This is a genomic window from Pseudomonas sp. F9001 (assembly GCF_013385435.1).
In the GTDB taxonomy this organism is placed as follows: domain Bacteria; phylum Pseudomonadota; class Gammaproteobacteria; order Pseudomonadales; family Pseudomonadaceae; genus Aquipseudomonas.
In genome coordinates this window covers 1-24001 of record NZ_JACAPX010000054.1, presented here as the reverse complement: position 1 = coordinate 24001, position 24001 = coordinate 1, and the positions used below count along the sequence as shown (strand labels likewise).

Genomic DNA, 24001 nt, shown 5'->3' with positions numbered 1-24001 from the left:
GGAGCGGGCTTGCTCGCGAAAGCGTCAGGCCAGTCGCGTTAGAGCCTCTGAATGGTCACAGCACCCGCAGGCCCCGCTGGCCCCGGCTGCCCTTCCAACCCGGCCCGGCCCTTTTCGCCGCCATCCGCGCGGTACACCAGGCACCCCTTGGACTGCCCGCCTTTACCCGGCTTGCCCGCCGTGCCCGCCAAGCCACCGGCTCCGCCGTCCACCCAGACCTTGATCTTCTCGCCCGGGAAGTCCTGCGGCAATTCCACACGGACCTGCGCGCCCGCCGCGCCCGGCAGCCCGTCGCCGCCGTTGTCGCCATTGGCACCGCGCCCGGCCGAACCCCAGGTGCAGCCCGGGTCTTCGCCGTTGGCACCATCCAGCCCGGCATAACCCTGGGCACCCGCGCCACCGCGGGCATCCACCGACAGCTCATCGGCCGTCAGCGAGTTAATCCGCAACACCAGGTCACGCCCCGCCTTGGCCGGGCGCTCATGGGTACCGGGAGCGCCGCGTGAGGTGATCTGGCTGCCCTGCTCCAGCTGCGCCTGACGCACCTGCAGTTGCAACGTGGTGCTACCGGGCACGATGGCGATTCGCGCGTCGCGGCCCAGGTGCAGTTCATCCACGGTCACCTGGGTGATATTGGCGGGAATCAGCAAGGTGCCGTAATCCGCCACGTCCAGTCGCTCCAGTTGCAACACACCACTGCTGTTGGGCAGGCGCATCAAGGAGTTGGTCTCGACGCTGACGCTCTGGGCCAGGGCAATGGGGCTGACCAGCAGGGCCAACAGAAAAACCTTACGCATGATTGGCCTCCTTGTTTACATCATTAGTCGGTGTCGGCGTCGAAAAGCTCTGCACATGGAACATACCCACCAGCAGGATCTGCAAGCGGTCACGCCAGGGATGGGCACGGGTTTTCACACTGCCGTTGAACAACAGCAGTTCCAGAACATGGGTCAGCAACAACAGGCTGCCGGCCAGGTTGACCAACAGGTGGAACGGGTTGATCAGCGGTGTGATCAGGTTGACCACCACCACGACCCAGAACAGCAACGTCAAGAATTTACCCAGCCCCCAAAACACCTTCATCCCGCACGCTCCCCTTGCACATTATTCTTTGGGCGCACAGTAACGACTTCTACAGGCGTTGTGCCAGTGAAGGATTAAAAAATTGATGAAGGGGCCCCTGGGGATTCCACAGGGGCCTTGAGGCGGGGTCAGCGGTTGATCTGAATTTCCACGCGGCGGTTCAGCGCGCGGCCATCAGCGGTTTTGTTATCGGCTACGGGGTGGCTTTCGCCGGCGCCGGTCACGGAGACAAAACTGCTGCGCGGGATGCCGGAACTGACCAGGTAGTCGGTCACCGAATGAGCGCGTCGTTCAGAGAGTTTCTGGTTGTAGGCATCTTTACCGACACTGTCGGTATGCCCGCTGACGCGCAGCTGCGCACTCGGGGCCTCTTTTTTCAGGCGGGTGGCAATCACGTCGAGCTTGGTTTTGTCGGCAGCCGTGAGCTTCGCGGAGTCGAACTCGAAGTGCACGTCACGAATCACGATGGTTTCTTCCTTGACCACCACCACTTCCTCTTGAACCACCGCTACCGGCACCGGAGGGCAGCCATTGGCGTCGACCTGCACGCCTTTTGGCGTGCCAGGGCACTTGTCGCGGCTGTCCGGTACGCCATCGCCGTCCTCGTCACCGTCGCCATGCACCCAGCAATAGGCGCCAGCCATGCCGCCAATCAGCAGCGCGCCGTAGCCTGCATAGGACGAGCTTTGGGTCGCACCAATGGCAGCACCTGTCACACCGCCGACGGCGGCACAGGTGGGCCAGTCGGTTTTTTGCAAGCCTGCGCAACCTGTCAATACTCCGGTTAGCAGAACCAAGGGTAGAGCTGTCCGCATGATGCTCATCTGACTTTCTCCTGAGGGGATCGGCGGGGGCCGACGAGTGGAGTAAAGACGGCTCTTTTCATCTGCGCCAGCGTGTCACACCCCAGTATTCATTGGGCCGAGCGGTTTATTCTCGCCGCCCGCTCTAGGCCCGCACGCTCAGGCAGGCTAGTCTCTACGGTCCTGATGTGAGGATCTTCGATGACTGCCGGTATTTCTTCCCGTACACCCCAGCAAGCGCTCGCTGCGCTGCTTGATCTTCACGCGCCCAAACGCCTGTTGTTATTGGGCGCCAGCCAGTTCCCGGCGCTGGATGCCTTTAAGGAAGCACACCCGGATACCGTGGTGTCCTTCGCCGAGCCCGGTCCCTTGCCCACCGACCTCGCGGCCCAGCGTTTTGACCTGGCACTGGCGGTCGGTTGCCTGGAACACCTGTCAAAACCTGCGGGCCTGACCTTGCTGGGGGGCATTCGCAACCTCAATGCCAGTCGCATTGCGGTGCTGGTGGACCTGGAGGCCTGCCACTGGAAAGACACCGATTTCTTCTCCCTGGCCCTGCAAGCCAGCGAGCGTTTCCAGCGCGACGATCAGGTTTTGACGCTGTTTACCTATGATCTGCTTGACTATAAACAGGTGCCGGATTGGCTGAACGCCCGCTTCTGGGCCAACCCGCAAAATTTTGGAAAGTATTGGTGGTAACCCGATGAGTACATCCATTTGCCCCTGCGGCAGCGGCAACCTGCTGGATGCCTGCTGCGGTCATTATCACGCCGGCCACCCGGCCCCCTGCGCCGAAGCGCTGATGCGTTCGCGCTACAGCGCCTACGTGTTGGGACTGGTGGACTACCTGGTGGCAACCACCCTGCCTGCGCAGCAAGCCGGGCTGGACACGGCCGCCATCGGCGCCTGGAGCGCCCAAAGCACCTGGCTGGGCCTTTCAGTGGAAAGCTCCGAGGTGTTCGGCGGCCAGCCGGAACACGCCTTCGTGACCTTTACCGCTCGCTGGCATGACAGCACCGGCGAACACAGCCACCGCGAGCGCTCATCTTTCGTACAGAACAATGAGCACTGGTACTTTATCGACCCGACAGTGGACGTGAAGGCCGGGCGTAATGACGCCTGCGTGTGTGGCAGCGGGCAGAAATTCAAGAAGTGCTGTTCCGGCTACCTCTGACATTCATTGATACCCGACAGGCTCTCGCTTGCTATGCTGACTCTTCACACGGAGTAACGGCATGGTTTCTCAGGCGCGGGTATTCAGGACTTACAGCCTTCTGCTGGCATTGATGCTGGGGCTCTCCGGCTGCGCGTCGTGGTTCGCCGACGATACGCCCGCCCCCGAGGTGCGTCTGGTCAAGGTCGACCCCGTGCGGGTCAAGTTGCTGGAGCAGAAGTTCAAGCTGTATTTCCGCGTGGATAACCGTGACGACAACGACCTGACCGTACGCGGCCTGGTTTACAAGGTCAGCCTCGGCACGATGGTGCTGACCGAAGGCGAGTCCAACGAATGGCTGACCGTGCCACCCCACAGCCACGCTTTTTTCCGGGTATCGGTGCGCACCAACCTGTGGCCGCAGATCCGCGATGTGGTCGACATGCTGAAAAATCCGCGCGATCCCGTGCCCTATCGTCTTGAAGGCGAGTTGAAAACCGGTTTATTTATCGGGAACGACGTGCAGGTGTTGCGCAATGGCGAGATAATCCCCGGCGATTTTATTCCGGAGCGACATCGATGACTCAGCAACCCCATGTCCATGGTCCCGACTGCAACCACGATCACGATCATCATGATCACGACCACGGCCATGTCCACGGCCCGAACTGCGGCCACGCTCACCAGGAGCCGGTGCGCAATACGTTGAAGGACGTGGGTCGTAACGATCCTTGCCCGTGCGGCAGCGAGAAGAAATTCAAGAAGTGCCACGGGGCTTGAGTTAAGAAACCCGATTCTCGAAACACTGCACATCCAAATGTGGGAGCGGGCTTGCTCGCGAAAGCGCAGTGTCAGTCAACCTCTCTGTTACTGATACACCGCTTTCGCGAGCAAGCCCGCTCCCACATTTAGCCTGTATTTCAAGGCCAGGATTTGCGCTGAAACTCCAACACGACCTCCAATCCCCCACCCTCCCGATTGCTCAAGCCCAACCGCCCGTCATGGGCACTGGCGATCGTATGCGCGATACTCAGCCCCAGCCCGTAACCACCGGTTTCCACATTGCGTGAGCCTTCCACCCGGTAAAACGGCTCCATCACCTGTTCCAGTTGCTCCTGGGGAATCCCCGGCCCACGGTCGCTGATGACGATCTTCAAGCTGTCCGCCTTGTCTTCTACCCGCACCACCACCTCGGAGCCATAACGCACCGCGTTCTCCAGCAAGTTCTGCACGCAACGCTTGAGACTGCGGGCATACCCCGGCAATGGCTGTTTGGCCCGCCCTTCTATCGTCACCGTCTCGCCCACGTCCTGCAGGTCCGCCTGCAAGCTTTGCAGCAAGGCGTTGATGTCGATGTTCTGGCGCTTCTCGTTGATTTCGCCGCTGCTGACGAAGTCCAGGGTGCTGGAAACCATGTGCTCCATTTCTTCCAGGTCGCTGCGAAAACGTTCCTTGGTGCGGTTGTCGTCGAGCATTTCCGTACGTAACCGCAGGCGCGTAATGGGCGAGCGCAGGTCGTGGGAAATCGCCGCCAGGAAGCGCGTCCGCTCGGCGATGTTGGCGATCAGCCGCTGCTGCATGGCGTTGAACGCCTGGGCGGCACGGCGCACTTCGGTGGGCCCATCGAGGGCCAGCGGTGGCCGCTGGATGTCCCGGCCCAAGGCTTCGGCAGCCTTGGCCAGGGCGTTGAGCGGGCGAATGGCCAGGCGCACCGCCACCAGGGCAATGATCACCAGCACCAATACCCGCAGCAGATAAATGCGCATCACGTAATCGAACAGCAAGTCCATCGGCGAAGTACTGGTCCAGCCTTGTTCCTCGGTGGCCTGCACCTGCAGCCAGCGCCCGTCCGGCAAACGCAGGTCAATCAGGAATTGCCCCACCACAGGCCTGGAGCTGAGCAGAGTCGACAGCCCGGCATGCTGGCCCTCGGCATCCAGCAGCTTGAGGCTCAACAGATGCAGGTTCTGGGTGTAGCCGGTTTTCTCCGAGAGCACTTTATTCAGCAAGCGCTCGGTGGCCTGGTCGCTGTCGCTGATGCTGCTTGTCACATCACTGGCCTGGTCACTCAGGGTCAGGCGAAAGCGCGGCGTATCGAGCAGCTTGATCAGCACATCCGCCTGCGCCGGATCGCTGTGTACCAGCCGCACCACGTCCGCCAGCCGCGTGGCGATCAGCCGGCTGGGGATTTCCAGCACCTGGCCGTGGCGCATGTCGTACCAGATGCTGCTGGTCAGGGCCTGGGCCGCGAGCATGCCGCTGACCAGGATCAGCACCAGCCGGCCGAACAGCGAACGCGGCAGCAGTTTCACGATTGCAGCGCCACGTCGTCGGCGGTGAGCATGTAACCCTCGTTGCGCACGGTCTTGATCAAACCGGCCGGCAACTGCGAGCGCAGTCGGCTGACGCACACATCAATCGAGCGGTCGAACGGCGTGCTGTCTTTGTCGAACACGTGGTTGAGCAAAAAGTCGCGGCTCAGCGGCCGGTTGGGATGCTGCAACAACAGGCGCAACACCCGGTAATCGGAGTTGCCGAGGCTGACCACCACGCCTTCCGGCGAAAGCAATTGGCGGGCCCGGGTGTCCAGCTGCCAGCCGGCAAAGCTGATGCTCGGTGCTTCATCGAGCCGCGCCCGGTCCGGAAAACTCTGCACCCGGCGCAGCACCACCTTGATCCGCACCAGCAACTCCCGCGGGTCGAACGGCTTGGGCAGGTAATCGTCGGCGCCGATTTCCAGGCCGACGATCCGGTCGATCAGCGTGCCCTTGGCGGTGAGCATGATCACCGGCGTGTTGGAGCTGACGCGCAATTCGCGGCACAAACTCAGGCCGTCTTCGCCGGGCAACATCAGGTCGAGGACGATCAGGTCGATGACATTCAGCGCCAGGCGGCGGCGCATTTCCTTGCCGTCGCCGGCGGTGGACACCTGGAAGCCGGCGTCACTCAGGTAGTCGCACAGCAATTGGCGGATTTGCGGGTCGTCATCAACGATCAGCAGGTGGTCTTGCTTGGCCATGGGGCAATTCGTCCGAAACTCAAAAGGCAGGAGATAGCCGAAACTTCAGCCAGGAGTACGCGCAAATGTAATGGAATGTTGTGGGAAGCGGTAATCACGCATCCACATTACAAAGCCACGGCATGGCGGCCGGTATCGGTCTTTAGACTACCGAATCTAAATGAGATTAATTGTAATTTAGCCTAGGTCACTCCGAATGCCATTGCCTACCCCTCGCGCCCTGTCGCTGCAATCTACCCTTGCGCCGATGTTCGGCCTGCTTGCCGCCGGCAGCGTTTCTCCCACCGCCTGGGCCGATGCGCCGGTGGCGGCGTCGAATGATTCAGTGCTGAGCCTGCCGGAAATCAAGATCGACGGTGAAGCCACTTCCACCTTTAAAGTCGACCGGGTGACCTCGGCAAAAATCAGCCAGCCGCTGCTTGATGCCCCGCAAAGCGTAACCATCGTCCCGCAGCAAGTGCTCAAGGAGCAAAACGCGCAGACCTTGCAGGAAGTGTTGCGCAACGTGCCGGGCATCACCTTCATGTCCGGCGAAGGCAACCTGGGCTGGGGCGACCTGTTTTCGATTCGCGGGTTTTCCTCGGAGCAGAGCCTGACCGTCGACGGTGTGCGCGATGCCGGCCAATCGACCCGCACCGACACCTTCAACCTGCAACAGGCAGAAGTGTTCAAGGGCACCGGCTCGATCGAATCCGGCGTTTCCGCGGTAGGCGGCAGCGTCAACCTGGTGAGTAAAGAGGCGCATCTGGGGGATGCCAACAAACTCTCGGCCGGCATCGGCACCGACAGCTACCGCCGCCTCACCGGCGATTTCAACCAACAACTGAATGACACCACCGCCCTGCGCATCAACCTGATGAAGCACTACAACCAGGTGGCCGAGCGTGACGACGTGGACTACGACCGCTGGGGCATCGCGACCTCCCTCGGCTTCGGCCTGGGCACCGACACCCGCCTGTTTATCGACACCTTCTACCAGAAGGACGACAACACGCCGGACGGCGGTGTGCCGATCCAGCGCGGCACCGACGGCGACCGCATGCCGGGAGTCAAGCGCTCCAACTGGTATGGCGACTCGCACCTGTACACCCAGCAGACCAAAACCACTTCGCTGACCACCCGCTTCGAGCATGATTTCGACTGGAACGAAGCGACCCTGAAGAACCAGACCAAGTGGGAGCGTACCGACAACTTCGCGGTGCTCTCGCCCGCGCGCTTCTTCGCCGCCAACGGCAATGGCCAAAAAACCTGCACCGGCACGCGCTGTGCGACCTTGGGCTACACCGGCGTAGGACCGATCAGCCAAGTGCCCGGCAGCACGGTAAATGCCTACCCGGGATACGCCAACAGCGGTAACACCGCCTACGGTATTTTGCGAGGGAGCGACTTCGGCCAGTCGACGCGCTATACCATCCTCGACAACCAGACCGACTTCGCCTTCAAGCTCAATACCGGCGGGCTGGAACACGCGGTGGTCAGCGGGCTCGAGTTCTATCACGAGACCTACGGCGGCCTGAAACGCAACGCCGAAGTGCCAGCCGGCGACCTGTTCTTCGACATGAACGACCCGAACCACAGCTTCGCCAGCAGCGAAGTGACCAAGGGTGAAGGCCAGCCACGCTCAGTGATCGACAACGCCGGCATCTACCTGGGTGACACCATCACCCTGAATGAACAGTGGCAAGTGCTCGGCTCCCTGCGCTACGACAACTGGCAGGCCAAAACCACCCAGCGTGGCCAAGCGTCCATCGACAGCACCGACGGTGCCGTGAGCGGCCGGGTCGGCGCGGTGTACAAGCCGTTGCCTAACGGCAGCATCTACGTGTCCTACAGCGAAGCGGCACAACCGTCAGCCCTGGGCGCGTCGACCAACAACCAGATCTACGGCGCCGCGAGCACCAGCAACTACACCCCGGCCAAGTCGAAGACCTACGAGATCGGCACCAAGTGGGACATTGCCCACGACCTGCTGAACGTCACCGCCGCGATCTTCCGCACAGAACTGGACAACTCCTGGGAATACCAGGACGGCGAAAGCGCTCCGGTACGCGCCCTCCCCGCCAAGCGCGTAGACGGTGTGGAACTGGGCCTGCAAGGCAATATCAGCCCGCGCTGGACGGTGTACAGCGGGTTCTCCGCGCTGAAAAGCACCCAGACCAAAGGGGCCAACAAAGGCGAGGAAGCCAAGAACGTTCCCGACCTGACCGCCAACCTGTGGACCACCTACGCCGTCACCGACGACCTGAGCCTGAGTTACGGCGCGCAATACGTAGGACGCCGCCGCTACAGCGACAACAAATACGTCGGCGGCCTGAACAACAACAGCAGCTACGCCACCGGCCCGTCCGGCGTGTACGCGATCTACACCCGTGACCACGAAAAGGCCCCCGGCTACTGGCTCAACAACGTGGCTGCGCAATACAAAGTGACCAGGCAAACCACGGTCAACCTCAACCTGAACAACGTGTTTAACAAGTTCTACTACAGCCAGATCGGCGCGTCCCTGGACGGCTTCCAGCTCTACGGCATTCCGGGCGCCGGGCGCACGCTCACCGCCAGTGTCGACTATGAGTTTTAAGCCGTGCTGATCGAAATCCCCGGCCTGTTGAGTGCCGAAGAAGTCGCGGTGGCCGTCGCCACCCTGCTCGATCAACCGTGGGTCGACGGCAAGGTCACTGCCGGGCAACGCTCGGCCATGGCGAAAAACAACCGGCAGCTGTCGGAAGACGCGCCGGTAGCGATTCGCCTGGGTGAGCAGATTCTGTCGCGGCTGTCGGACAACGCGCTGTTCATGTCCGCCGCCCTGCCGAAGAAAATCTACCCGCCGCTGTTCAACCGCTACAGCGGCGGCGAAGCCTTCGACTGGCATATCGACAATGCGATTCGCGGCCTCAAGGGTGTGCGCGAACGGGTGCGCACCGACATCTCCGCCACCTTGTTCCTGGCTGATCCGGCCAGCTACGACGGCGGCGAACTGGTGATCCGCGACACCTTCGGCGAGCACGCGGTGAAGCTGCCCGCAGGGCACCTGCTGATTTATCCCGGCAGCAGTTTGCACAAGATCAACCCGGTCACTCGCGGCGAGCGCATCGCCAGTTTCTTCTGGGTCGAAAGCCTGGTGCGCGAAGACAGCCAGCGCCAACTGCTGCTGGACATGGACGTGGCGATTCAACGCCTCACCGCGCAACACGCCGACGACCACGCGCTGCTGCAACTGAGCGGCGCCTATCACAACCTTTTGCGGCGCTGGAGCGATGTCTGATGCGCCGCCTTCACCTGGAGTTCTCGCCATGCTGAAACCCCGCAACTTCCTCAAGCTGGGCGCGCTGTTTGCCGTGCTGATCCTCGGCCACGCCGAAACCGCCGCCGCCCATGAAGTCACCGACGTGCTGGGCCGCAAGGTCGAGGTGCCAGACCACGTGCAGCGCGTGGTGCTCGGCGAAGGCCGGCTGATTTCGGCCTTTGCCTTGCTGGACAAGGACGCGCCATTCCAACGGATTGTCGGCTGGCAGAATGACTTGAAACTGTTGGACGCCCACACCTATAACGCCTACGTGGCGAAATTTCCGACGGTAAAAGACATTCCGCTGATTGGCCAGGCGTCGGAGCAAAGCGTCAGCGCCGAGGAAATTCTTTCGCTGAAACCGGACCTGGCGGTGTTCAGCATTTCCGGCCATGGCCCGACTGAACACAGCCCGGTGGCGGACGTGTTGGCCAAGGCGGGCATTGCAGTGTTGTTCGTCGACTTCCGCATCAACCCGGTGCAAGGCACCCACGCCAGCATGACCGCCCTGGGCCAGGCCCTGGGCCGGGAAACCCAGGCCAAGGCGTTCCTCGACTTTTATGACCAGCACATCAAGGTGATCACCGACGCCGTCGCCACCTTGCCGGCCGGGCCGCGCCCGAGCGTGTTCCTGGAATTGCTGGCCGGCGCCTGGCAGGCACCGGGGCACACCACTGGCAAGAGCGGCATGGGTGAAGTGATCAAGCTGGTGGGCGGGCGCAACATCGCCGCCGACGTGGTGCCGGGGGCGCTGGGAGATATCAGTGTCGAGTACGCGCTGAAAGCTGACCCGGATGTGTATGTGGCCACCGGCAATCACAAGCCCGGGTTGATTCTGGGTGCTGGCGTGAGCAACGAAGACGCGCGTGCCGCGTTTGATACCGTGCTGGCCCGCCCTGAGTTTGTGAACCTTCGGGCGATTCGTGAGGGCAATTCCCACGGTCTGTGGCATGACTTCTACAACTCGCCGTACAACCTGCTGGCGATTGAAGCGCTGGCCAAGTGGGTGCATCCGGAATTGTTCGCCAAGCTGGATCCCAAGGCGACCATGGAAGCGATGAACCAACAGTTCCTCGGCATGCCGCTGCAGGGTGCTTACTGGATTGATGGCAAGGCCAAGTAACTAAGGCTCACAACCCATTCCCTGCCTGTACACGGTTCCTGTGGGAGCTGGCTTGCCTGCGATAGCGGTGTTGGATTCACCATCGCCATCGCAGGCAAGCCAGCTCCCACACTGACCGTGTACCGGCAGGGATTTTCGTCGTTTTCAAGGCTGCGAATCCAATGACCACTCAAACCCTCGACCTCGCCACCGCCAGCCAAGGCTATCGCCGCCTGCTCGCGCGTCGTTGCTGGCTGCTGGCCCTGCTGGGTGGCGCGCTGATGTGCGCGATCCTCGTGGACCTGGCCAGCGGCCCGTCGGGCATGGGCCTTGGCGCCCTGCTCGATGGCTTGCTGCACCCGGCCCACCTGAGCGCCACCGACCAGGTGATCATCTGGAACGTGCGCCTGCCCTACGCCTTGATGGCGGTGTTGGTCGGTTGCGCGCTGTCGCTGGCGGGCGCCGAGATGCAGGCGATCCTTAACAACCCGCTCGCCAGTCCATTCACCCTGGGGGTTTCCTCGGCGGCGGCGTTGGGCGCGTCCCTGGTGATTGTGTTTCCGGTGACGACGCTGTGGGTGTCGGCCAATACGGCGATTTCCATTTCAGCCTTTGTGTTTGCCGCCGCCTCGGTCTTTTTGCTGCAAGCCATGTCGCGGCTGCGCGGTGCCGGGGTGGAAAGCCTGGTGCTGTTCGGGATTGCCCTGGTGTTCAGTTGCAACGCGGTGGTCGCCCTGTTGCAACTGGTCGCCACCGAAGATGTGCTGCAACAACTGGTGTTCTGGACCCTGGGCAGCGTGACCCGGGCCAACTGGGACAAGCTCGGCATCCTCGCGTTGGTGGTCGCCGTGGTCATGCCCTTTTCCTTCGCGGCCGCGCCACGCCTGACCCTGTTGCGCATGGGCGAAGACCGCGCGCAAAGCTTCGGTGTCGATGTGAAGCGCCTGCGGTTTTTCTCGTTGTTGCGTATCAGCCTGCTGTCGGCCACCGCCGTGGCGTTTGTGGGAACCATCGGATTTATCGGCCTGGTGGGTCCGCACATCGCGCGGATTCTGGTGGGTGAAGACCAGCGCTTCCTGCTGCCGGCCAGCGCGCTTGTCGGCGCGTTACTGTTGTCGCTGTCATCCATCGCCAGCAAGCTGATCATGCCCGGGGTGATCGTACCCGTGGGTATCGTCACCGCGCTGGTGGGCGTGCCGATTTTCGTGTTGCTGGTGTTCAAGCGCGGGAGGCAGTTATGAGCAGCGGGCTGTCGATTCAGAACGCCCAGGTCAGCTATGGCCGGCGCCAGATTGTGCATGACCTGAGTTTGCCAACCCTGGCCCACGGCAGCCTGACCGCGTTGATCGGGCCGAACGGTGCGGGCAAGTCGACGTTGCTGCGGGCGGTGGCGGGGCTGGAAAAGATGCAGGGCGTTGTCAGATTGGGTGACCTGGACCTGACGAAAATGTCCGTCGGTGACCGCGCCCGGCGTGTGACCTATATGCCGCAAAACCTTCCGCCGGGCTTGAGCCTGAGTGTGATGGAAAGCGTGATCGCGGCGCTGCGGGTGGCGAACGTCGAGGGCATTGCGCTTTCAAGCGACGCGTGCATGCGCGAGGCCTTTGATGCGTTGCAAAGGATTGGCATCGCTCATCTGGCGGATCAGCTATTGAGCACGTTATCCGGCGGCCAGCGGCAACTGGTCAGCCTGGCGCAACTGATTGCGCGCCGGCCACAGGTGATGCTGCTGGATGAACCCACCAGTGCGCTGGACTTGAACTACCAGTTGAAGGTCATGGATTGCGTGCGCGACCTGGTGCGGGAACACAACCTGATCGCCGTGGTGGTGCTGCACGACATCAACCTCGCGGCGCGCTATGCCGACCATATCGCGGTGCTGCGCCAGGGCAGGCTGTACGCCAGTGGCGCGGCGTATGACGTGCTGGATACGGCGCTGTTTGCCGAAGTCTATGGTGTGCGGGTACGCATCGAGCGATGCTCACAACAAACGTTGCAGGTGTTGGTGGACGGCGCGGTGGCTTAGATCCTCTGTGGCGAGGGAGCTTGCTCCCGTTGGGCTGCGTAGCAGCCCCAAAATCTGTGCACGCGCGTCTTCAGGCGGACTGAGGTGAGGCACTCGGGAGCGCTTCGCACTGGAGCTCCAGCCTGGTCCAGCGGGAGCAAGCTCCCTCGCCACAACGGTCACTCCAGCAACTGTTTGGAGGAAATCACTGTGGCGTACTCGCCGTGCAGGTTACCCAACGACATGGCATGTACCGCCTGCGCCGAATGCATCTGCCCGAAAAAGTCCGCCTTGTCGAAGGTGTAGCAGGCATCTTCGATAACCCACGTCTCAAACCCCAGGTTGCCGGCACTGCGGGCCGTGGCCTCCACCGAGTTATGGGTGGCCACGCCCACCAGCACCACTTGCCGAAGCCCGGCCTCATGCAACCTCGCTTCCAGCCCCGTCCCACAAAATGCGTCCGGCACCCGTTTCTGGATCAACTGCTCACCCGCCTGCGGAATAAATGCATCCTGAAACTCCACCCCCGACTGCTGCGGCCAGAACACCGATTCCGGCGAATGGGAAAGATGCTGCACATGAATCACCGGCCAGCCTTCGCGCCGCCAATGCGCCAGCAACGCCAGCATGCGCGCCTCGGCGTGCGGATTATTGCGCCGTCCCAGCCTGGGATGATGAATGCCTTTTTGCTGGTCAATCAGAATCAACGCTGCGCCCGCACGAATTTCCATATCGATAGACCCAAATGTTTCATTGAATTTTCGTCACCCTAACATCACCTATACCTACAGGCATTCGCTCAAGCATCACCACCCTTGGAGAGCTTCATGATCGACCTGTATTACTGGACCACCCCCAACGGTCACAAAGTGTCGTTGTTCCTGGAAGAAGCCGGCCTGCCTTACGAGGTACACCCGATCAACATCGGCCAGGGCGATCAGTTCAAGCCCGACTTCCTGAAGATCGCACCCAATAACCGCATCCCGGCCATCGTCGATCAGAACCCGACCGACGGCGGCGCGCCGATTTCCCTGTTCGAATCCGGTGCGATCCTGCTGTACCTCGCGGAAAAAACCGGCAAGTTCATTCCCCAGGACCTGCGTGGTCGTCAGGAAGCGCTGCAATGGCTGTTCTGGCAAATGGGTGGCCTGGGGCCGATGGCCGGCCAGAATCACCACTTCAGCCAGTTCGCCCCGGAAAAGATTCCCTACGCGATCAAACGCTATGTGGATGAGACCGCCCGCCTGTATGGCGTGCTGGACCGGCGCCTGGCCGACCGCACGTTCGTGGCCGGCGAGGAATACAGCATTGCCGACATGGCGATCTACCCGTGGATCGTTTCACACAAGTGGCAGAGCCAGAAGCTGGAAGACTTTCCACATGTAGAACGCTGGTTCAACCACATCAAGCAACGCCCGGCGACGGTGCGTGCCTATGAGCTGGTGCAGAAGGTCAATCCGCCAAAATCCTGAAGGTCAACGGGATCAAAATGTGGGAGCGGGCTTGCTCGCGAATGCCGTGGATCAGCCACAACTCTTTTAGCTGATACACCGCATTCGCGAGCAAGCCCGCTCCCACACTGATTTGTGCCCGACTGGAAACCTTACGCAAATCCTGAAATAAGCATCGCCTCCCGCTTGCGTCGTTTCGCCGCGCTCACTAACGTAGCGCTTTTACTGACGCTACCCCCCGCAGGAGCTTTGCCATGGCCTCGCCAGCCCTCTCACATTTTCTTCCCCGGTTCGGCGTTGCCGCGGCAATTGCCAGTGCCTTGGGCCTGGCCGGTTGCCAGTTACAGAGCACCCAAGACACCCTGCCTCCGGTTTCCGGCGTACAGCCGATCAAGGGCCTGGCGCAGAACGTTTCGGTGCGCCGCAACAGCCAGGGCATCCCGCTGATTGAAAGCAGCACCTTCCACGATGCGCTGTTCACCCTGGGCTACGTGCACGCCAGCGACCGCATCACCCAGATGGTCACCCTGCGCCTGCTGGCCCAGGGCCGCCTGGCGGAAATGTCCGGGCCGGATGTGCTGGATGTCGACCGTTTCATGCGGGCGGTCAACCTGCGCAAAAGCGCCGGCGAGCTGTATAACGCCTCGTCGCCGCGCCTCAAGCGCTTCTTTGAAGTGTACGCACGCGGGGTCAACGCCTACCTGTTCCGCTACCGCGACAAGCTGCCGCCAGATCTGGCCCAGACTGGCTACAAGCCTGAATACTGGAAGCCGGAAGATTCGGCGCTGCTGTTCTGCCTGCTGAATTTCAGCGAGTCGACCAACTTGCAGGAAGAGCTGTCGTCATTGGTGCTCGCGCAAAAAGTCGGTGCCGACAAACTCGCCTGGCTGACCCCGAGCTACCCGGATGAACCGCTGCCAGTGGCCGAGTCCGACAAGCTCAAGGGCATCAACCTGGGCCAGATCCCGGGCCTCGCTGCGCTGACCAGCCTCAGCGAGCACCTCGGCACCCTCAACACCCTGGGCACGTCCAGCTCCAGCAACTGGGCGATCGGCCCGCAGCGCAGCCGCAGCAACAAGAGCCTGCTGGCCAATGACCTGTCGACCTCGATGCAGGCCCCGTCGCTGTGGAACTACGTGCAGATCCGCTCGCCGAAATACCAGGCCGCCGGTGTGTCCATCGCCGGTTTGCCAACCCTGCTTTCCGGCTTCAACGGCAAGGTGGCCTGGAGCATGAGCCAGGTCTCGGGTGACACCCAGGACGTATTCCTGGAGAAGGTCAAGCGCCAGGGCAACGCGCTGTACTACGAGAACAACGGCAAATGGCTGCCCGCCATCGTGCGCAACGAAACCTACTTCGCCAAGGGCCAGCGGCCGATTCGCGAAACGGTGTACGAAACCCGCCACGGGCCGCTGCTCAACAGTGCCCAGTCGCTGACCAGCGGCTACGGCCTGGCGTTGCAAACCGCCGATTTCAAGGACGACAAGAGCCTGGACGCGTTCTTCGACCTGTCCCGTGCGCAAACCGCCGGTAAAGCGTCTGACGCCACCCGGGAAATTCGCGCAATTGCCTTGAACATGGTCTTCGCCGACGCCAGCAGCATTGGCTGGCAAGTGACCGGGCGGTTCCCCAACCGCCGTGAAGGCGAAGGCCTGGTGCCATCGCCGGGCTGGGACGGGCGTTTCGACTGGGATGGCTACGCCGACGCGATGCTGCACCCCTACGATCAGGACCCGGCCCAGGGTTGGATCGGCACGGCCAACCAGCGCACCATTCCCCGTGGCTACGGCATGCAACTGTCCAACTCGTGGGCCGCGCCGGAACGCGCCGAACGTATCGCGCAACTGGCCGGCAGCGGCAAGCATGACAGCCGCAGCATGATTGCCATGCAGTACGACCAGACCACCACGTTTGCCGCCAAGCTCAAGAGCATGTTCCAGGCGCCGGGCATGGCCCAGCCGCTGAAACAGGCGATCGATGGATTGCCGGTGGCAGACCAGGCCAAGGCGCGGGAAGCACTGGGCCGCCTGATGGCCTTCGACGGTCGGCTGGCATCCACCTCCGCCGACGCGGCGATTTATGAGTTGTTCCTGCAGGAAAGCGCCAAGCAGATTTTCCTCGACGAACTCGGTCCGGAAAACAGCGCCACCTGGAAAGCCTTTATCGGTAACGCCAACCTGTCGTACTCGGCGGTGGCCGACCACCTGCTGGGGCGCGAAGACAGCCCGTTCTGGAATGACGCCCGCACCGGGCAGAAAACCGACAAGCCGGCGATCCTCGCCCGCAGCCTGGCCGCCGCGATCACCGCAGGCGACAGCGCGCTGGGCGCCGATCACAAGGCCTGGCAGTGGGGCAAACTGCACAGCTACACCTGGAAGAACACCAGCGGCCAGGCCATTCGCGGCCCACTGGCCGCGGGCGGCGATCACAACACCCTGAACAGTGCACCGTATAGCTGGGGCCAGAGTTTCGACACGACCCAGGTGCCGGCGCTGCGGATGATTGTCGACTTCGGCCTGGCGGAACCGATGATGGGCCAAAGCGGCATCGGCCAATCCGGCAACCCGGCCAGCCCGAACTATGCCAATGGCATCGACCCGTGGCTGAAGGCGCAATACCTGAGCTTCCCGATGCAGCCGCAGAACTTTGACGGGGTGTATGGGAAGACGCGGTTGACGCTGGTACCAGGCAAGTAACCCGGTTTCCCAGACTCAACCGGATCAAAATGTGGGAGCGGGCTTGCTCGCGAAAGCGGCGGATCAGTCACCAGATCTATTGACTGACACACCGCATTCGCGAGCAAGCCAGCTCCCACATTTGATCGCATGCATTCCGATAGAACTTCTCCACCCGCCCTCGCCTCATAATTAACAAGCCCACCTCCACGGCACGCCCATGGACCTTGTTATCGCCCGGCCCGAAGGCCTCTACTGCCCCGCCGGGGATTTCTACATCGACCCCTGGCGCCCGGTGGAACGTTCGGTCATCACCCACGCCCACGGCGACCACGCCCGCACCGGCAACCAACACTACCTGGCCGCCGCCCCCGGCGAAGGTATCCTGCGCTCGCGCCTCGGCCAGGACATCAACCTGCAAACCCTGGCCTACGGCGAAAGCCTGCGCCACCACGGCGTCACCTTGAGTTTCCACCCCGCCGGCCATGTCCTCGGCTCCGCCCAGGTGCGCCTGGAATACCAGGGTGAAGTCTGGGTCGCCTCCGGCGACTATAAAGTCGAGCCCGACGGCACCTGCGCGCCGTTCGAACCGGTGCGCTGCCATACGTTTATCACCGAATCGACCTTCGGCCTGCCGATCTACCGCTGGCAGCCCCAGGCGCAGATTTTTGCCGGGATCAACGACTGGTGGCAGGCCAATATCGCCGCCGGCAAGGCCAGCGTGTTGTTCTGTTATTCCTTCGGCAAAGCCCAGCGGATTCTCCACGGCATCGACGCCAGCATCGGCCCGATCCTCAGCCATGGCGCGGTCGAACCCTTGAACCGGGTGTACCGCGAAGCTGGCATCTATATCCCTGAAACCCTCTACGCCGGCGACTTCAAAAAGACCGACCCTTTGTTGCGCCAGGCCCTGATCATCGCCCCGCCCTCCGCCGGTGGCAGCACCTGGATGCGCCGCTTCGGCGACTACAGCGACGCCTTCGCCAGCGGCTGGATGCGCCTGCGCGGCACCCGGCGGCGGCGCGGGGTGGATCGCGGCTTTGTGCTCTCGGACCACGCCGATTGGCCCGGACTGTTATGGGCCATTGAGCAAACCGGTGCCGAGCGGGTAATGGTCACCCACGGTTCTGTGGGCGTATTGGTCAGGCACCTGCGGGAAAAGGGCCTGGATGCCCAGGGATTCACCACCGAATACGGCGATGACGAAGAGGAGGCCACGTCATGAAAGCCTTCGCCGAGCTGTACGCCAACCTCGACGCCACCACCTCCAGCAACGCCAAGCTCGCCGCCTTGCAGGCTTATTTCCTACAGGCGCCCGCGGAAGATGCTGCGTGGGCGGTGTACTTTTTATCCGGCGGCCGGCCCCGACAACTGGTGCCCACCCGGTTGCTGCGGGACATGGCCACCGAAGCCGCGAGCATTGAGCCGTGGCTGTTCGAAGAGAGTTATCAGTCGGTAGGGGACCTGGCGGAAACCATTTCCCTGCTGTTACCGGAATCGCCCCACACCTCGGACGATGGTCTGGCCGTGTGGCTGGAAGAAAAACTCCTGCCCTTGCGTGGCCTGCCGCCAGAAGAACTGGCAGAACGCCTGCCCGCGTTGTGGGCACAGCTGGATCAGCCGAGCCTGATGCTCTGCATCAAGCTGATCACCGGCAGCTTCCGGGTCGGTGTGTCGAAGTTGCTGGTCACCCGCGCCCTGGCCGCCATGGCCGGGCTGGACAGCAAACGCGTGGCCCAGCGGCTGGTGGGCTACACCGACCTGTCGAACCGTCCGACGGCCGAAGGCTATTTGAAGCTGATTGCCGCCGAATCGTCCGACGAACACGCCCAGCGTGGCGGGCAGCCTTATCCGTTTTTCCTGGCCCATGGCCTGGCCCAGCCGGTGGAACAGTTCGATGCCTTGCTCGGCTCCCCTGCTGACTGGCAAGTGGAATGGAAGTGGGACGGTATCCGCGCACAACTGGTCAAGCGCGAAGGCCGCTTGTGGGTCTGGTCTCGGGGCGAAGAACTGGTCACCGAGCGCTTTCCGGAGCTTCATGACCTGGAAAACAGCCTGCCCGATGGCACGGTGATCGACGGCGAAATCGTGGTGTGGAAGGACTCGGTGCAACCCTTCGCCCTGCTGCAACAGCGCATTGGCCGCAAGACCCTGGGCAAGAAAATCCTCGAAGACGCGCCGGTCGCCGTGCTGGCTTATGACCTGCTGGAACACCACGGCGAAGACTGGCGCAACCACACCCAGGCCGAACGCCGGGCGCAACTGGAGCTGGTGGTCAGCGACTGCGACCAGCCAACGTTGCGCACGTCGCCAGTGCTGATCGGCGATAGCTGGCAAGACTTGGCAGAGCAGCGTGAGGCGTCCCGCAGCCTGGGCGTGGAAGGCATGATGCTCAAGGCCCGGGACGGGCTCTACGGCGTGGGCCGGACCAAGGACATGGGCGTGTGGTGGAAGTGGAAAGTCGACCCGTTCAGCGTCGATGCGGTGTTGATCTACGCCCAGCGCGGCCATGGCCGGCGCGCCAGCCTGTACAGCGACTATACCTTTGCGGTGTGGGACGGCCCGCCCGGTACTGAGCGTACGTTGGTGCCGTTCGCCAAGGCGTATTCGGGGCTGACCGATGAGGAAATGCGCAAGGTCGACGCCATCGTGCGCAAGACCACCGTGGAGAAATTCGGCCCGGTGAGCAGCGTCACGCCGAGCATGGTGTTTGAACTGGGTTTTGAAGGGATTGCCCTGTCCAAGCGGCACAAGAGCGGAATTGCGGTGCGTTTCCCGAGGATGTTGCGCTGGCGCCAGGACAAGGCCGTCGAGGAAGCCGACAACCTGGCGACCCTGCGGGATTTACTGGCCTGACACGCCTCTCACGAACGCCACCGATCAATGTGGGAGCGGGCTTGCTCGCGAATGCGGTGTGTCAGTCAATACATGTACCGACTGATCCACCGCATTCGCGAGCAAGCCCGCTCCCACATTTGAAAACCTCACACGCCCCAAAATAATGCATAGATTGATCAATGCCCATTTTCGGGCATTTCCTACTGGCACAACTCCTTAATCTCACCTTTTAAAACGACCATTCGGAACTATGGTGCAGAAATTGCTACTTGAGTCCGGTCTGACACCGTTCAGTAACAGTCCTAACCGCGCCACAAGCGCTTATCTTGGTTTCCAGGGATTACATAATGAAAAAAGCATTGCTGACCCTTTCTGCACTGGCTCTGTGCATGGCCGCCGGTTCCGCGCTGGCCAAGGAATACAAGGAATTGCGTTTTGGTGTCGATCCGTCCTACGCGCCGTTTGAGTCTAAAGCCGCTGACGGCAGCCTGGTGGGCTTCGATATCGACCTGGGCAATGCCATCTGTGCCGAGCTGAAGGTCAAGTGCAAGTGGGTCGAAAGTGATTTCGACGGCATGATTCCAGGCCTCAACGCCAACAAGTTTGACGGCGTGATTTCCTCGATGACCGTGACCGAAGCCCGTGAAAAGGCGATCGACTTCTCCAACGAGCTGTTCTCCGGCCCGACTTCCCTGGTGTTCAAAAAGGGCGCGAACTACTCCACGCCTGAGTCCCTCAAGGGCAAAAGCGTTGGCTACGAGCAAGGCACCATCCAGGAAGCCTACGCCAAGGCCGTACTGGACAAGGCCGGTGTCACCACCAAGGCCTACGCCAACCAGGACCAGGTGTACGCCGACCTGACCTCCGGCCGCCTGGACGCTTCCGTGCAGGACATGCTGCAAGCCGAACTGGGCTTTTTGAAGTCGCCAGCCGGTGCTGACTACGAAGTCAGCAAGGCCATCGACGATCCACTGCTGCCGTCCAAAACTGCGGTCGGTATCAAAAAAGGTAACAAAGACCTCAAGGCCTTGTTGGATAAAGGTATCAAAGCGTTACACGATGATGGCACCTACGCCACCATCCAGAAGAAACACTTTGGCGATCTGAACCTGTACAGCGGCAAATAATGCCTGGGGCGCCCTTCCTCTGGAGGGGCGCTTTTTTATCGCCATAGGTCCTGATTTATGTTCGAAGATCTTTTGCAAACCCTGGGGCTCAGTGCCTTCAGCTTGAAGGGTTTCGGCCCGCTGTTGCTGCAAGGCACCTGGATGACCGTCAAGTTGTCGGTGTTCTCCCTGGCCGTCAGCGTGTTGCTGGGCCTGCTCGGGGCTACTGCCAAACTGTCCAGCCTGCCGTTCCTGCGGATTCCCGCGCAGATCTACACCACCCTGATTCGCGGCGTGCCCGACCTGGTGCTGATGCTGCTGATTTTCTACAGCCTGCAAATCTGGCTGACCAGCTTTACCGACTTTATGGAATGGGACTACATCGAGATCGACCCATTCAGCGCCGGGGTGATCACCCTGGGCTTTATCTACGGTGCGTATTTCACCGAGACCTTTCGCGGCGCGATCCTCGCCGTGCCCCGTGGCCAGTTGGAGGCCGCCACGGCCTACGGGCTCACGCGTGGCCAGCGGTTTCGCTTCGTGACCTTCCCGCAGATGATGCGCTTCGCCCTGCCGGGCATTAACAACAACTGGTGCGTGATGCTCAAGGCCACCGCCCTGGTGTCGATCATCGGCCTGGCCGACCTGGTCAAGGCCGCGCAGGATGCCGGCAAGAGTACTTATCAGCTGTTCTATTTCCTGGTGATCGCCGCGTTTATCTACCTGTTGATCACCAGCGCGTCCAACTTCGTCCTGCGCCGCCTCGAACGGCGCTACTCCGCAGGCTCCCGGGAGGCAGTGCGATGATCGAACTTATCCAGCAATACTGGCGCCCCTTCCTTTATAGCGACGGCCAGCACATCACCGGGCTGGCCATGACGATGTGGCTGCTCAGCGCGTCGATCTTCATCGGCTTCCTGGTATCGATCCCGCTGTCCATTGCGCGGGTGTCGCGCAATCGCTGGGTGCGCTGGCCGGTGCAGTTCTACACCTACCTGTTTCGCGGCACGCCGCTGTATATCCAGCTGCTGATTTGCTACACCGGGATCTACAGCATCGCGGCGGTTCGCGCGCAGCCGGTGCTGGATGCGTTCTTTCGCGATGCGATGAACTGCACCATCCTCGCCTTCGCCCTCAACACCTGCGCCTACACCACGGAGATTTTTGCCGGGGCGATCCGCAGCATGGCCCACGGCGAAGTCGAAGCGGCGAAAGCCTACGGCCTCAGCGGCTGGAAGCTGTATGCCTACGTGATCATGCCGTCGGCCCTGCGCCGCTCGCTGCCGTACTACAGTAATGAAGTGATCCTGATGCTGCATTCGACGACGGTGGCCTTCACCGCGACCATCCCGGATATCCTGAAAGTCGCCCGGGACGCCAACTCGGCCACCTACATGACCTTTCAATCATTCGGTATCGCTGCGCTGATCTACCTGACCGTGACCTTTGCCCTGGTCGGTCTGTTTCGTCTGGCGGAGCGTCGCTGGCTGGCCTTTCTCGGCCCCAGCCACTAAGGAGCCTTCATGCGTCATCAGATTCATCCACTTGTGGCGCCGGTGCCGGGCACGGAGCGACAAATTCACAGTTTCCACTTCGGGCCGGAGCAGGCCGAAGGCAAGGTCTACATCCAGTCGTCGCTGCACGCCGACGAATTGCCGGGCATGCTGGTGGCCTGGCACTTGAAGGCGCGCCTGGCGGAGCTGGCTGCGGCCGGCCGCCTGCGCAGCGAGATCGTGCTGGTGCCGATCGCCAACCCGACCGGCCTGGAACAGGTGTTGATGGACATCCCCCTGGGCCGCTACGAGCTGGAAAGCGGGCAGAACTTCAACCGCCTGTTTGTCGACCTGTCCGACGAGGTTGGCAATCAAGTCGACGGCCTGCTGGGAGATGATCCTGCGCACAACGTCGAACTGATCCGCGATGCGCTGACCATGGCCCTGGCGGCGCAAACGCCCGTCACACAACTGGAATCCCAACGCCTGGTGCTGCAACGCCTGGCGTGTGATGCCGACATGGTGCTGGACCTGCACTGCGACTTCGAAGCCGTGGCGCACCTGTACACCACCCCCGAAGCGTGGCCCCGGGTGGAGCCGCTGGCGCGCTATATCGGTTCGGAAGCCAGCCTGTTGGCCACCGACTCCGGCGGGCAGTCATTCGATGAATGCTTCACGCTGGTGTGGTGGCAATTGCAGCAACGGTTTGGCGAGCACTTCCCGATCCCGATGGGCAGCTTTTCGGTGACCGTCGAGTTGCGCGGCCAGGGCGACGTCAACCACGGCCTGGCCAGCCTCGACTGCCAGGCGATCATCGATTACCTGATTCACTTCGGCGCAATCAGCGGCGAGCCGGCATCGCTGCCGGAATTGCCCTACCCCGCCACACCGCTGGCGGGCGTCGAGCCGGTGGCCACACCCGTGGGCGGCTTGCTGGTATTCAGCGCGCTGCCTGGGGAATACGTGGACGCCGGGCAACTGATCGCCGAAATCATCGACCCCATTTCCGACCGCGTAACGCCAGTGCATTGCCGCAATGCCGGGCTGCTTTACGCTCGTTCGCTGCGGCGCATGGCCACTGCCGGGATGGTCATTGCCCATGTCGCCGGCACTGAAGCCTATCGCAGCGGCTACCTACTTTCGCCTTGAGGATGCACGCCCCATGTACAAATTGACCGTTGAAGGCCTGCATAAAAGCTATGGCGACAATGAGGTGCTCAAAGGTGTCTCGCTCAAGGCCAGGACCGGTGATGTGATCAGCTTGATCGGCGCCAGTGGCTCGGGCAAGAGTACCTTTTTGCGGTGTATCAACTTTCTTGAACAACCGAATGACGGCGCCATGACGCTGGATGGGCAGCAGATTCGCATGGTCAGTGACCGCCATGGGATGCGCGTGGCGGATGATGCTGAGTTGCAGCGCCTGCGTACGCGGTTGGCGATGGTGTTTCAGCATTTCAATCTGTGGAGCCACATGAGTGTGCTGGAGAACATCACCATGGCGCCGCGCCGGGTGCTGGGTTGCAGCAAGAAGGACGCCGAGGATCGCGCTCGCCGGTATCTGGACAAGGTGGGGTTGCCGGCGCGGGTGGCCGGTCAATATCCGGCGTTTTTGTCGGGTGGCCAGCAACAGCGGGTGGCGATTGCCCGGGCGCTGGCGATGGAGCCGGAGGTGATGCTGTTTGACGAGCCGACTTCGGCGCTGGACCCGGAGTTGGTGGGTGAGGTGTTGAAGGTGATCCAGGGTTTGGCTGAGGAAGGCCGGACGATGATCATGGTGACCCATGAGATGAGCTTTGCGCGCAAGGTGTCGAGCCAGGTGCTGTTTTTGCACAAGGGGTTGGTGGAGGAACAGGGTGCGCCGGAGGATGTGCTGGGTAATCCGAAGAGCGAGCGGTTGCAGCAGTTTTTGAGTGGGAATTTGAAGTAGCCCGCAGGGGTTGGGTGTATATCCGTTATTTAGGTAACGGCCACTTATGGTTCCGCTCTTACA

Annotated in this window: 24 protein-coding genes; 18 read left to right on the top strand and 6 right to left on the bottom strand. The window is 61.8% G+C overall.

What is annotated here, in order from left to right:
- Window positions 1-38: 38 nt before the first annotated feature.
- The 3 genes from HX818_RS29925 to HX818_RS29915 all read right to left on the bottom strand — a co-directional run bounded on the left by HX818_RS29925 (window position 39) and on the right by HX818_RS29915 (window position 1907).
- Window positions 39-797, bottom strand: coding sequence for a hypothetical protein (locus tag HX818_RS29925; protein WP_003213707.1), 759 nt, complete (start codon window positions 795-797; stop codon window positions 39-41).
- Window positions 790-1083: a DUF1145 domain-containing protein gene (locus HX818_RS29920; RefSeq protein WP_102368245.1), complete on the bottom strand. Its 294-nt coding sequence runs from the start codon at window positions 1081-1083 to the stop codon at window positions 790-792. The genes HX818_RS29925 and HX818_RS29920 overlap by 8 nt, the downstream gene beginning before the upstream one ends.
- Before the next feature lie 128 nt (window positions 1084-1211).
- Window positions 1212-1907, bottom strand: a complete 696-nt coding sequence (locus HX818_RS29915) for an OmpA family protein (RefSeq protein ID WP_008432103.1) — start codon at window positions 1905-1907, stop codon at window positions 1212-1214.
- Between the two features lie 180 nt (window positions 1908-2087).
- Here HX818_RS29915 and HX818_RS29910 point away from each other — a divergent pair, with 180 nt between their 5' ends.
- The 4 genes from HX818_RS29910 (at window position 2088) to HX818_RS29895 (ending at window position 3819) form a co-directional block, all read left to right on the top strand.
- A complete protein-coding gene (locus HX818_RS29910) occupies window positions 2088-2585 on the top strand; it encodes a DUF6231 family protein (RefSeq protein WP_008432105.1) in 498 nt (165 codons plus the stop codon).
- A 4-nt stretch (window positions 2586-2589) separates the two neighbouring features.
- Entirely contained in the window at window positions 2590-3060 is a 471-nt protein-coding gene (locus HX818_RS29905) for a YchJ family protein (protein WP_003213699.1), read from the top strand.
- 61 nt (window positions 3061-3121) lie between these two features.
- Complete coding sequence (locus HX818_RS29900; protein ID WP_003213697.1) at window positions 3122-3622, top strand: LEA type 2 family protein; 501 nt, start codon at window positions 3122-3124, stop codon at window positions 3620-3622.
- On the top strand, window positions 3619-3819 hold the full coding sequence (locus HX818_RS29895) for an SEC-C metal-binding domain-containing protein (protein WP_003213695.1): 201 nt from the start codon (window positions 3619-3621) through the stop codon (window positions 3817-3819). The genes HX818_RS29900 and HX818_RS29895 overlap by 4 nt, the downstream gene beginning before the upstream one ends.
- A 140-nt stretch (window positions 3820-3959) precedes the next feature.
- Here the strand turns inward: HX818_RS29895 and HX818_RS29890 are convergent, their stop codons facing one another.
- Window positions 3960-5351, bottom strand: a complete 1392-nt coding sequence (locus HX818_RS29890; RefSeq protein WP_003213693.1) for an ATP-binding protein — start codon at window positions 5349-5351, stop codon at window positions 3960-3962.
- On the bottom strand, window positions 5348-6058 hold the full coding sequence (locus tag HX818_RS29885) for a response regulator (RefSeq protein ID WP_003213692.1): 711 nt from the start codon (window positions 6056-6058) through the stop codon (window positions 5348-5350). The genes HX818_RS29890 and HX818_RS29885 overlap by 4 nt, the downstream gene beginning before the upstream one ends.
- Before the next feature lie 196 nt (window positions 6059-6254).
- Between HX818_RS29885 and HX818_RS29880 the strand changes: the two genes are divergently transcribed.
- The 5 genes from HX818_RS29880 (at window position 6255) to HX818_RS29860 (ending at window position 12469) form a co-directional block, all read left to right on the top strand.
- Window positions 6255-8636: a TonB-dependent siderophore receptor gene (locus tag HX818_RS29880; protein ID WP_177021284.1), complete on the top strand. Its 2382-nt coding sequence runs from the start codon at window positions 6255-6257 to the stop codon at window positions 8634-8636.
- Between the two features lie 3 nt (window positions 8637-8639).
- Window positions 8640-9320 carry a Fe2+-dependent dioxygenase gene (locus tag HX818_RS29875; RefSeq protein WP_003213688.1) on the top strand — a complete coding sequence of 227 codons (681 nt, stop codon included), beginning with the start codon at window positions 8640-8642 and terminating at the stop codon, window positions 9318-9320.
- Window positions 9321-9348: 28 nt separating this feature from the next.
- Window positions 9349-10464 carry an ABC transporter substrate-binding protein gene (locus tag HX818_RS29870; RefSeq protein WP_177021283.1) on the top strand — a complete coding sequence of 372 codons (1116 nt, stop codon included), beginning with the start codon at window positions 9349-9351 and terminating at the stop codon, window positions 10462-10464.
- A 161-nt stretch (window positions 10465-10625) separates the two neighbouring features.
- A complete protein-coding gene (locus HX818_RS29865) occupies window positions 10626-11684 on the top strand; it encodes an iron ABC transporter permease (RefSeq protein WP_134325843.1) in 1059 nt (352 codons plus the stop codon).
- Window positions 11681-12469, top strand: a complete 789-nt coding sequence (locus HX818_RS29860) for an ABC transporter ATP-binding protein (RefSeq protein WP_177021282.1) — start codon at window positions 11681-11683, stop codon at window positions 12467-12469. The genes HX818_RS29865 and HX818_RS29860 overlap by 4 nt, the downstream gene beginning before the upstream one ends.
- A 158-nt stretch (window positions 12470-12627) precedes the next feature.
- On the opposite strand, the gene HX818_RS29855 is transcribed toward HX818_RS29860, so the two are convergent.
- On the bottom strand, window positions 12628-13179 hold the full coding sequence (locus HX818_RS29855) for a cysteine hydrolase family protein (protein WP_177021281.1): 552 nt from the start codon (window positions 13177-13179) through the stop codon (window positions 12628-12630).
- A gap of 96 nt (window positions 13180-13275) precedes the next feature.
- Here HX818_RS29855 and HX818_RS29850 point away from each other — a divergent pair, with 96 nt between their 5' ends.
- From HX818_RS29850 to HX818_RS29810, 9 genes are all read left to right on the top strand, one after another.
- A complete protein-coding gene (locus tag HX818_RS29850; RefSeq protein ID WP_003213676.1) occupies window positions 13276-13920 on the top strand; it encodes a glutathione binding-like protein in 645 nt (214 codons plus the stop codon).
- 233 nt (window positions 13921-14153) lie between these two features.
- Window positions 14154-16595 (top strand): penicillin acylase family protein, encoded by a 2442-nt coding sequence (locus HX818_RS29845; protein ID WP_177021280.1) that lies wholly within the window; start codon window positions 14154-14156, stop codon window positions 16593-16595.
- Window positions 16596-16794: 199 nt separating this feature from the next.
- Window positions 16795-17799, top strand: a complete 1005-nt coding sequence (locus HX818_RS29840; RefSeq protein WP_003213671.1) for a ligase-associated DNA damage response exonuclease — start codon at window positions 16795-16797, stop codon at window positions 17797-17799.
- Entirely contained in the window at window positions 17796-19430 is a 1635-nt protein-coding gene (locus HX818_RS29835; protein WP_177021279.1) for an ATP-dependent DNA ligase, read from the top strand. Before HX818_RS29840 ends, HX818_RS29835 begins: the two co-directional genes overlap by 4 nt.
- A gap of 329 nt (window positions 19431-19759) precedes the next feature.
- Window positions 19760-20539 (top strand): transporter substrate-binding domain-containing protein, encoded by a 780-nt coding sequence (locus tag HX818_RS29830; RefSeq protein ID WP_003213667.1) that lies wholly within the window; start codon window positions 19760-19762, stop codon window positions 20537-20539.
- Window positions 20540-20596: 57 nt separating this feature from the next.
- Window positions 20597-21325, top strand: a complete 729-nt coding sequence (locus HX818_RS29825; RefSeq protein ID WP_134325837.1) for an ABC transporter permease — start codon at window positions 20597-20599, stop codon at window positions 21323-21325.
- On the top strand, window positions 21322-22032 hold the full coding sequence (locus tag HX818_RS29820) for an ABC transporter permease (protein WP_003209532.1): 711 nt from the start codon (window positions 21322-21324) through the stop codon (window positions 22030-22032). The genes HX818_RS29825 and HX818_RS29820 overlap by 4 nt, the downstream gene beginning before the upstream one ends.
- A 9-nt stretch (window positions 22033-22041) precedes the next feature.
- Complete coding sequence (locus tag HX818_RS29815; RefSeq protein WP_177021278.1) at window positions 22042-23160, top strand: succinylglutamate desuccinylase/aspartoacylase family protein; 1119 nt, start codon at window positions 22042-22044, stop codon at window positions 23158-23160.
- Between the two features lie 13 nt (window positions 23161-23173).
- Complete coding sequence (locus HX818_RS29810) at window positions 23174-23938, top strand: ABC transporter ATP-binding protein (RefSeq protein ID WP_008432141.1); 765 nt, start codon at window positions 23174-23176, stop codon at window positions 23936-23938.
- Window positions 23939-24001 lie beyond the last annotated feature (63 nt).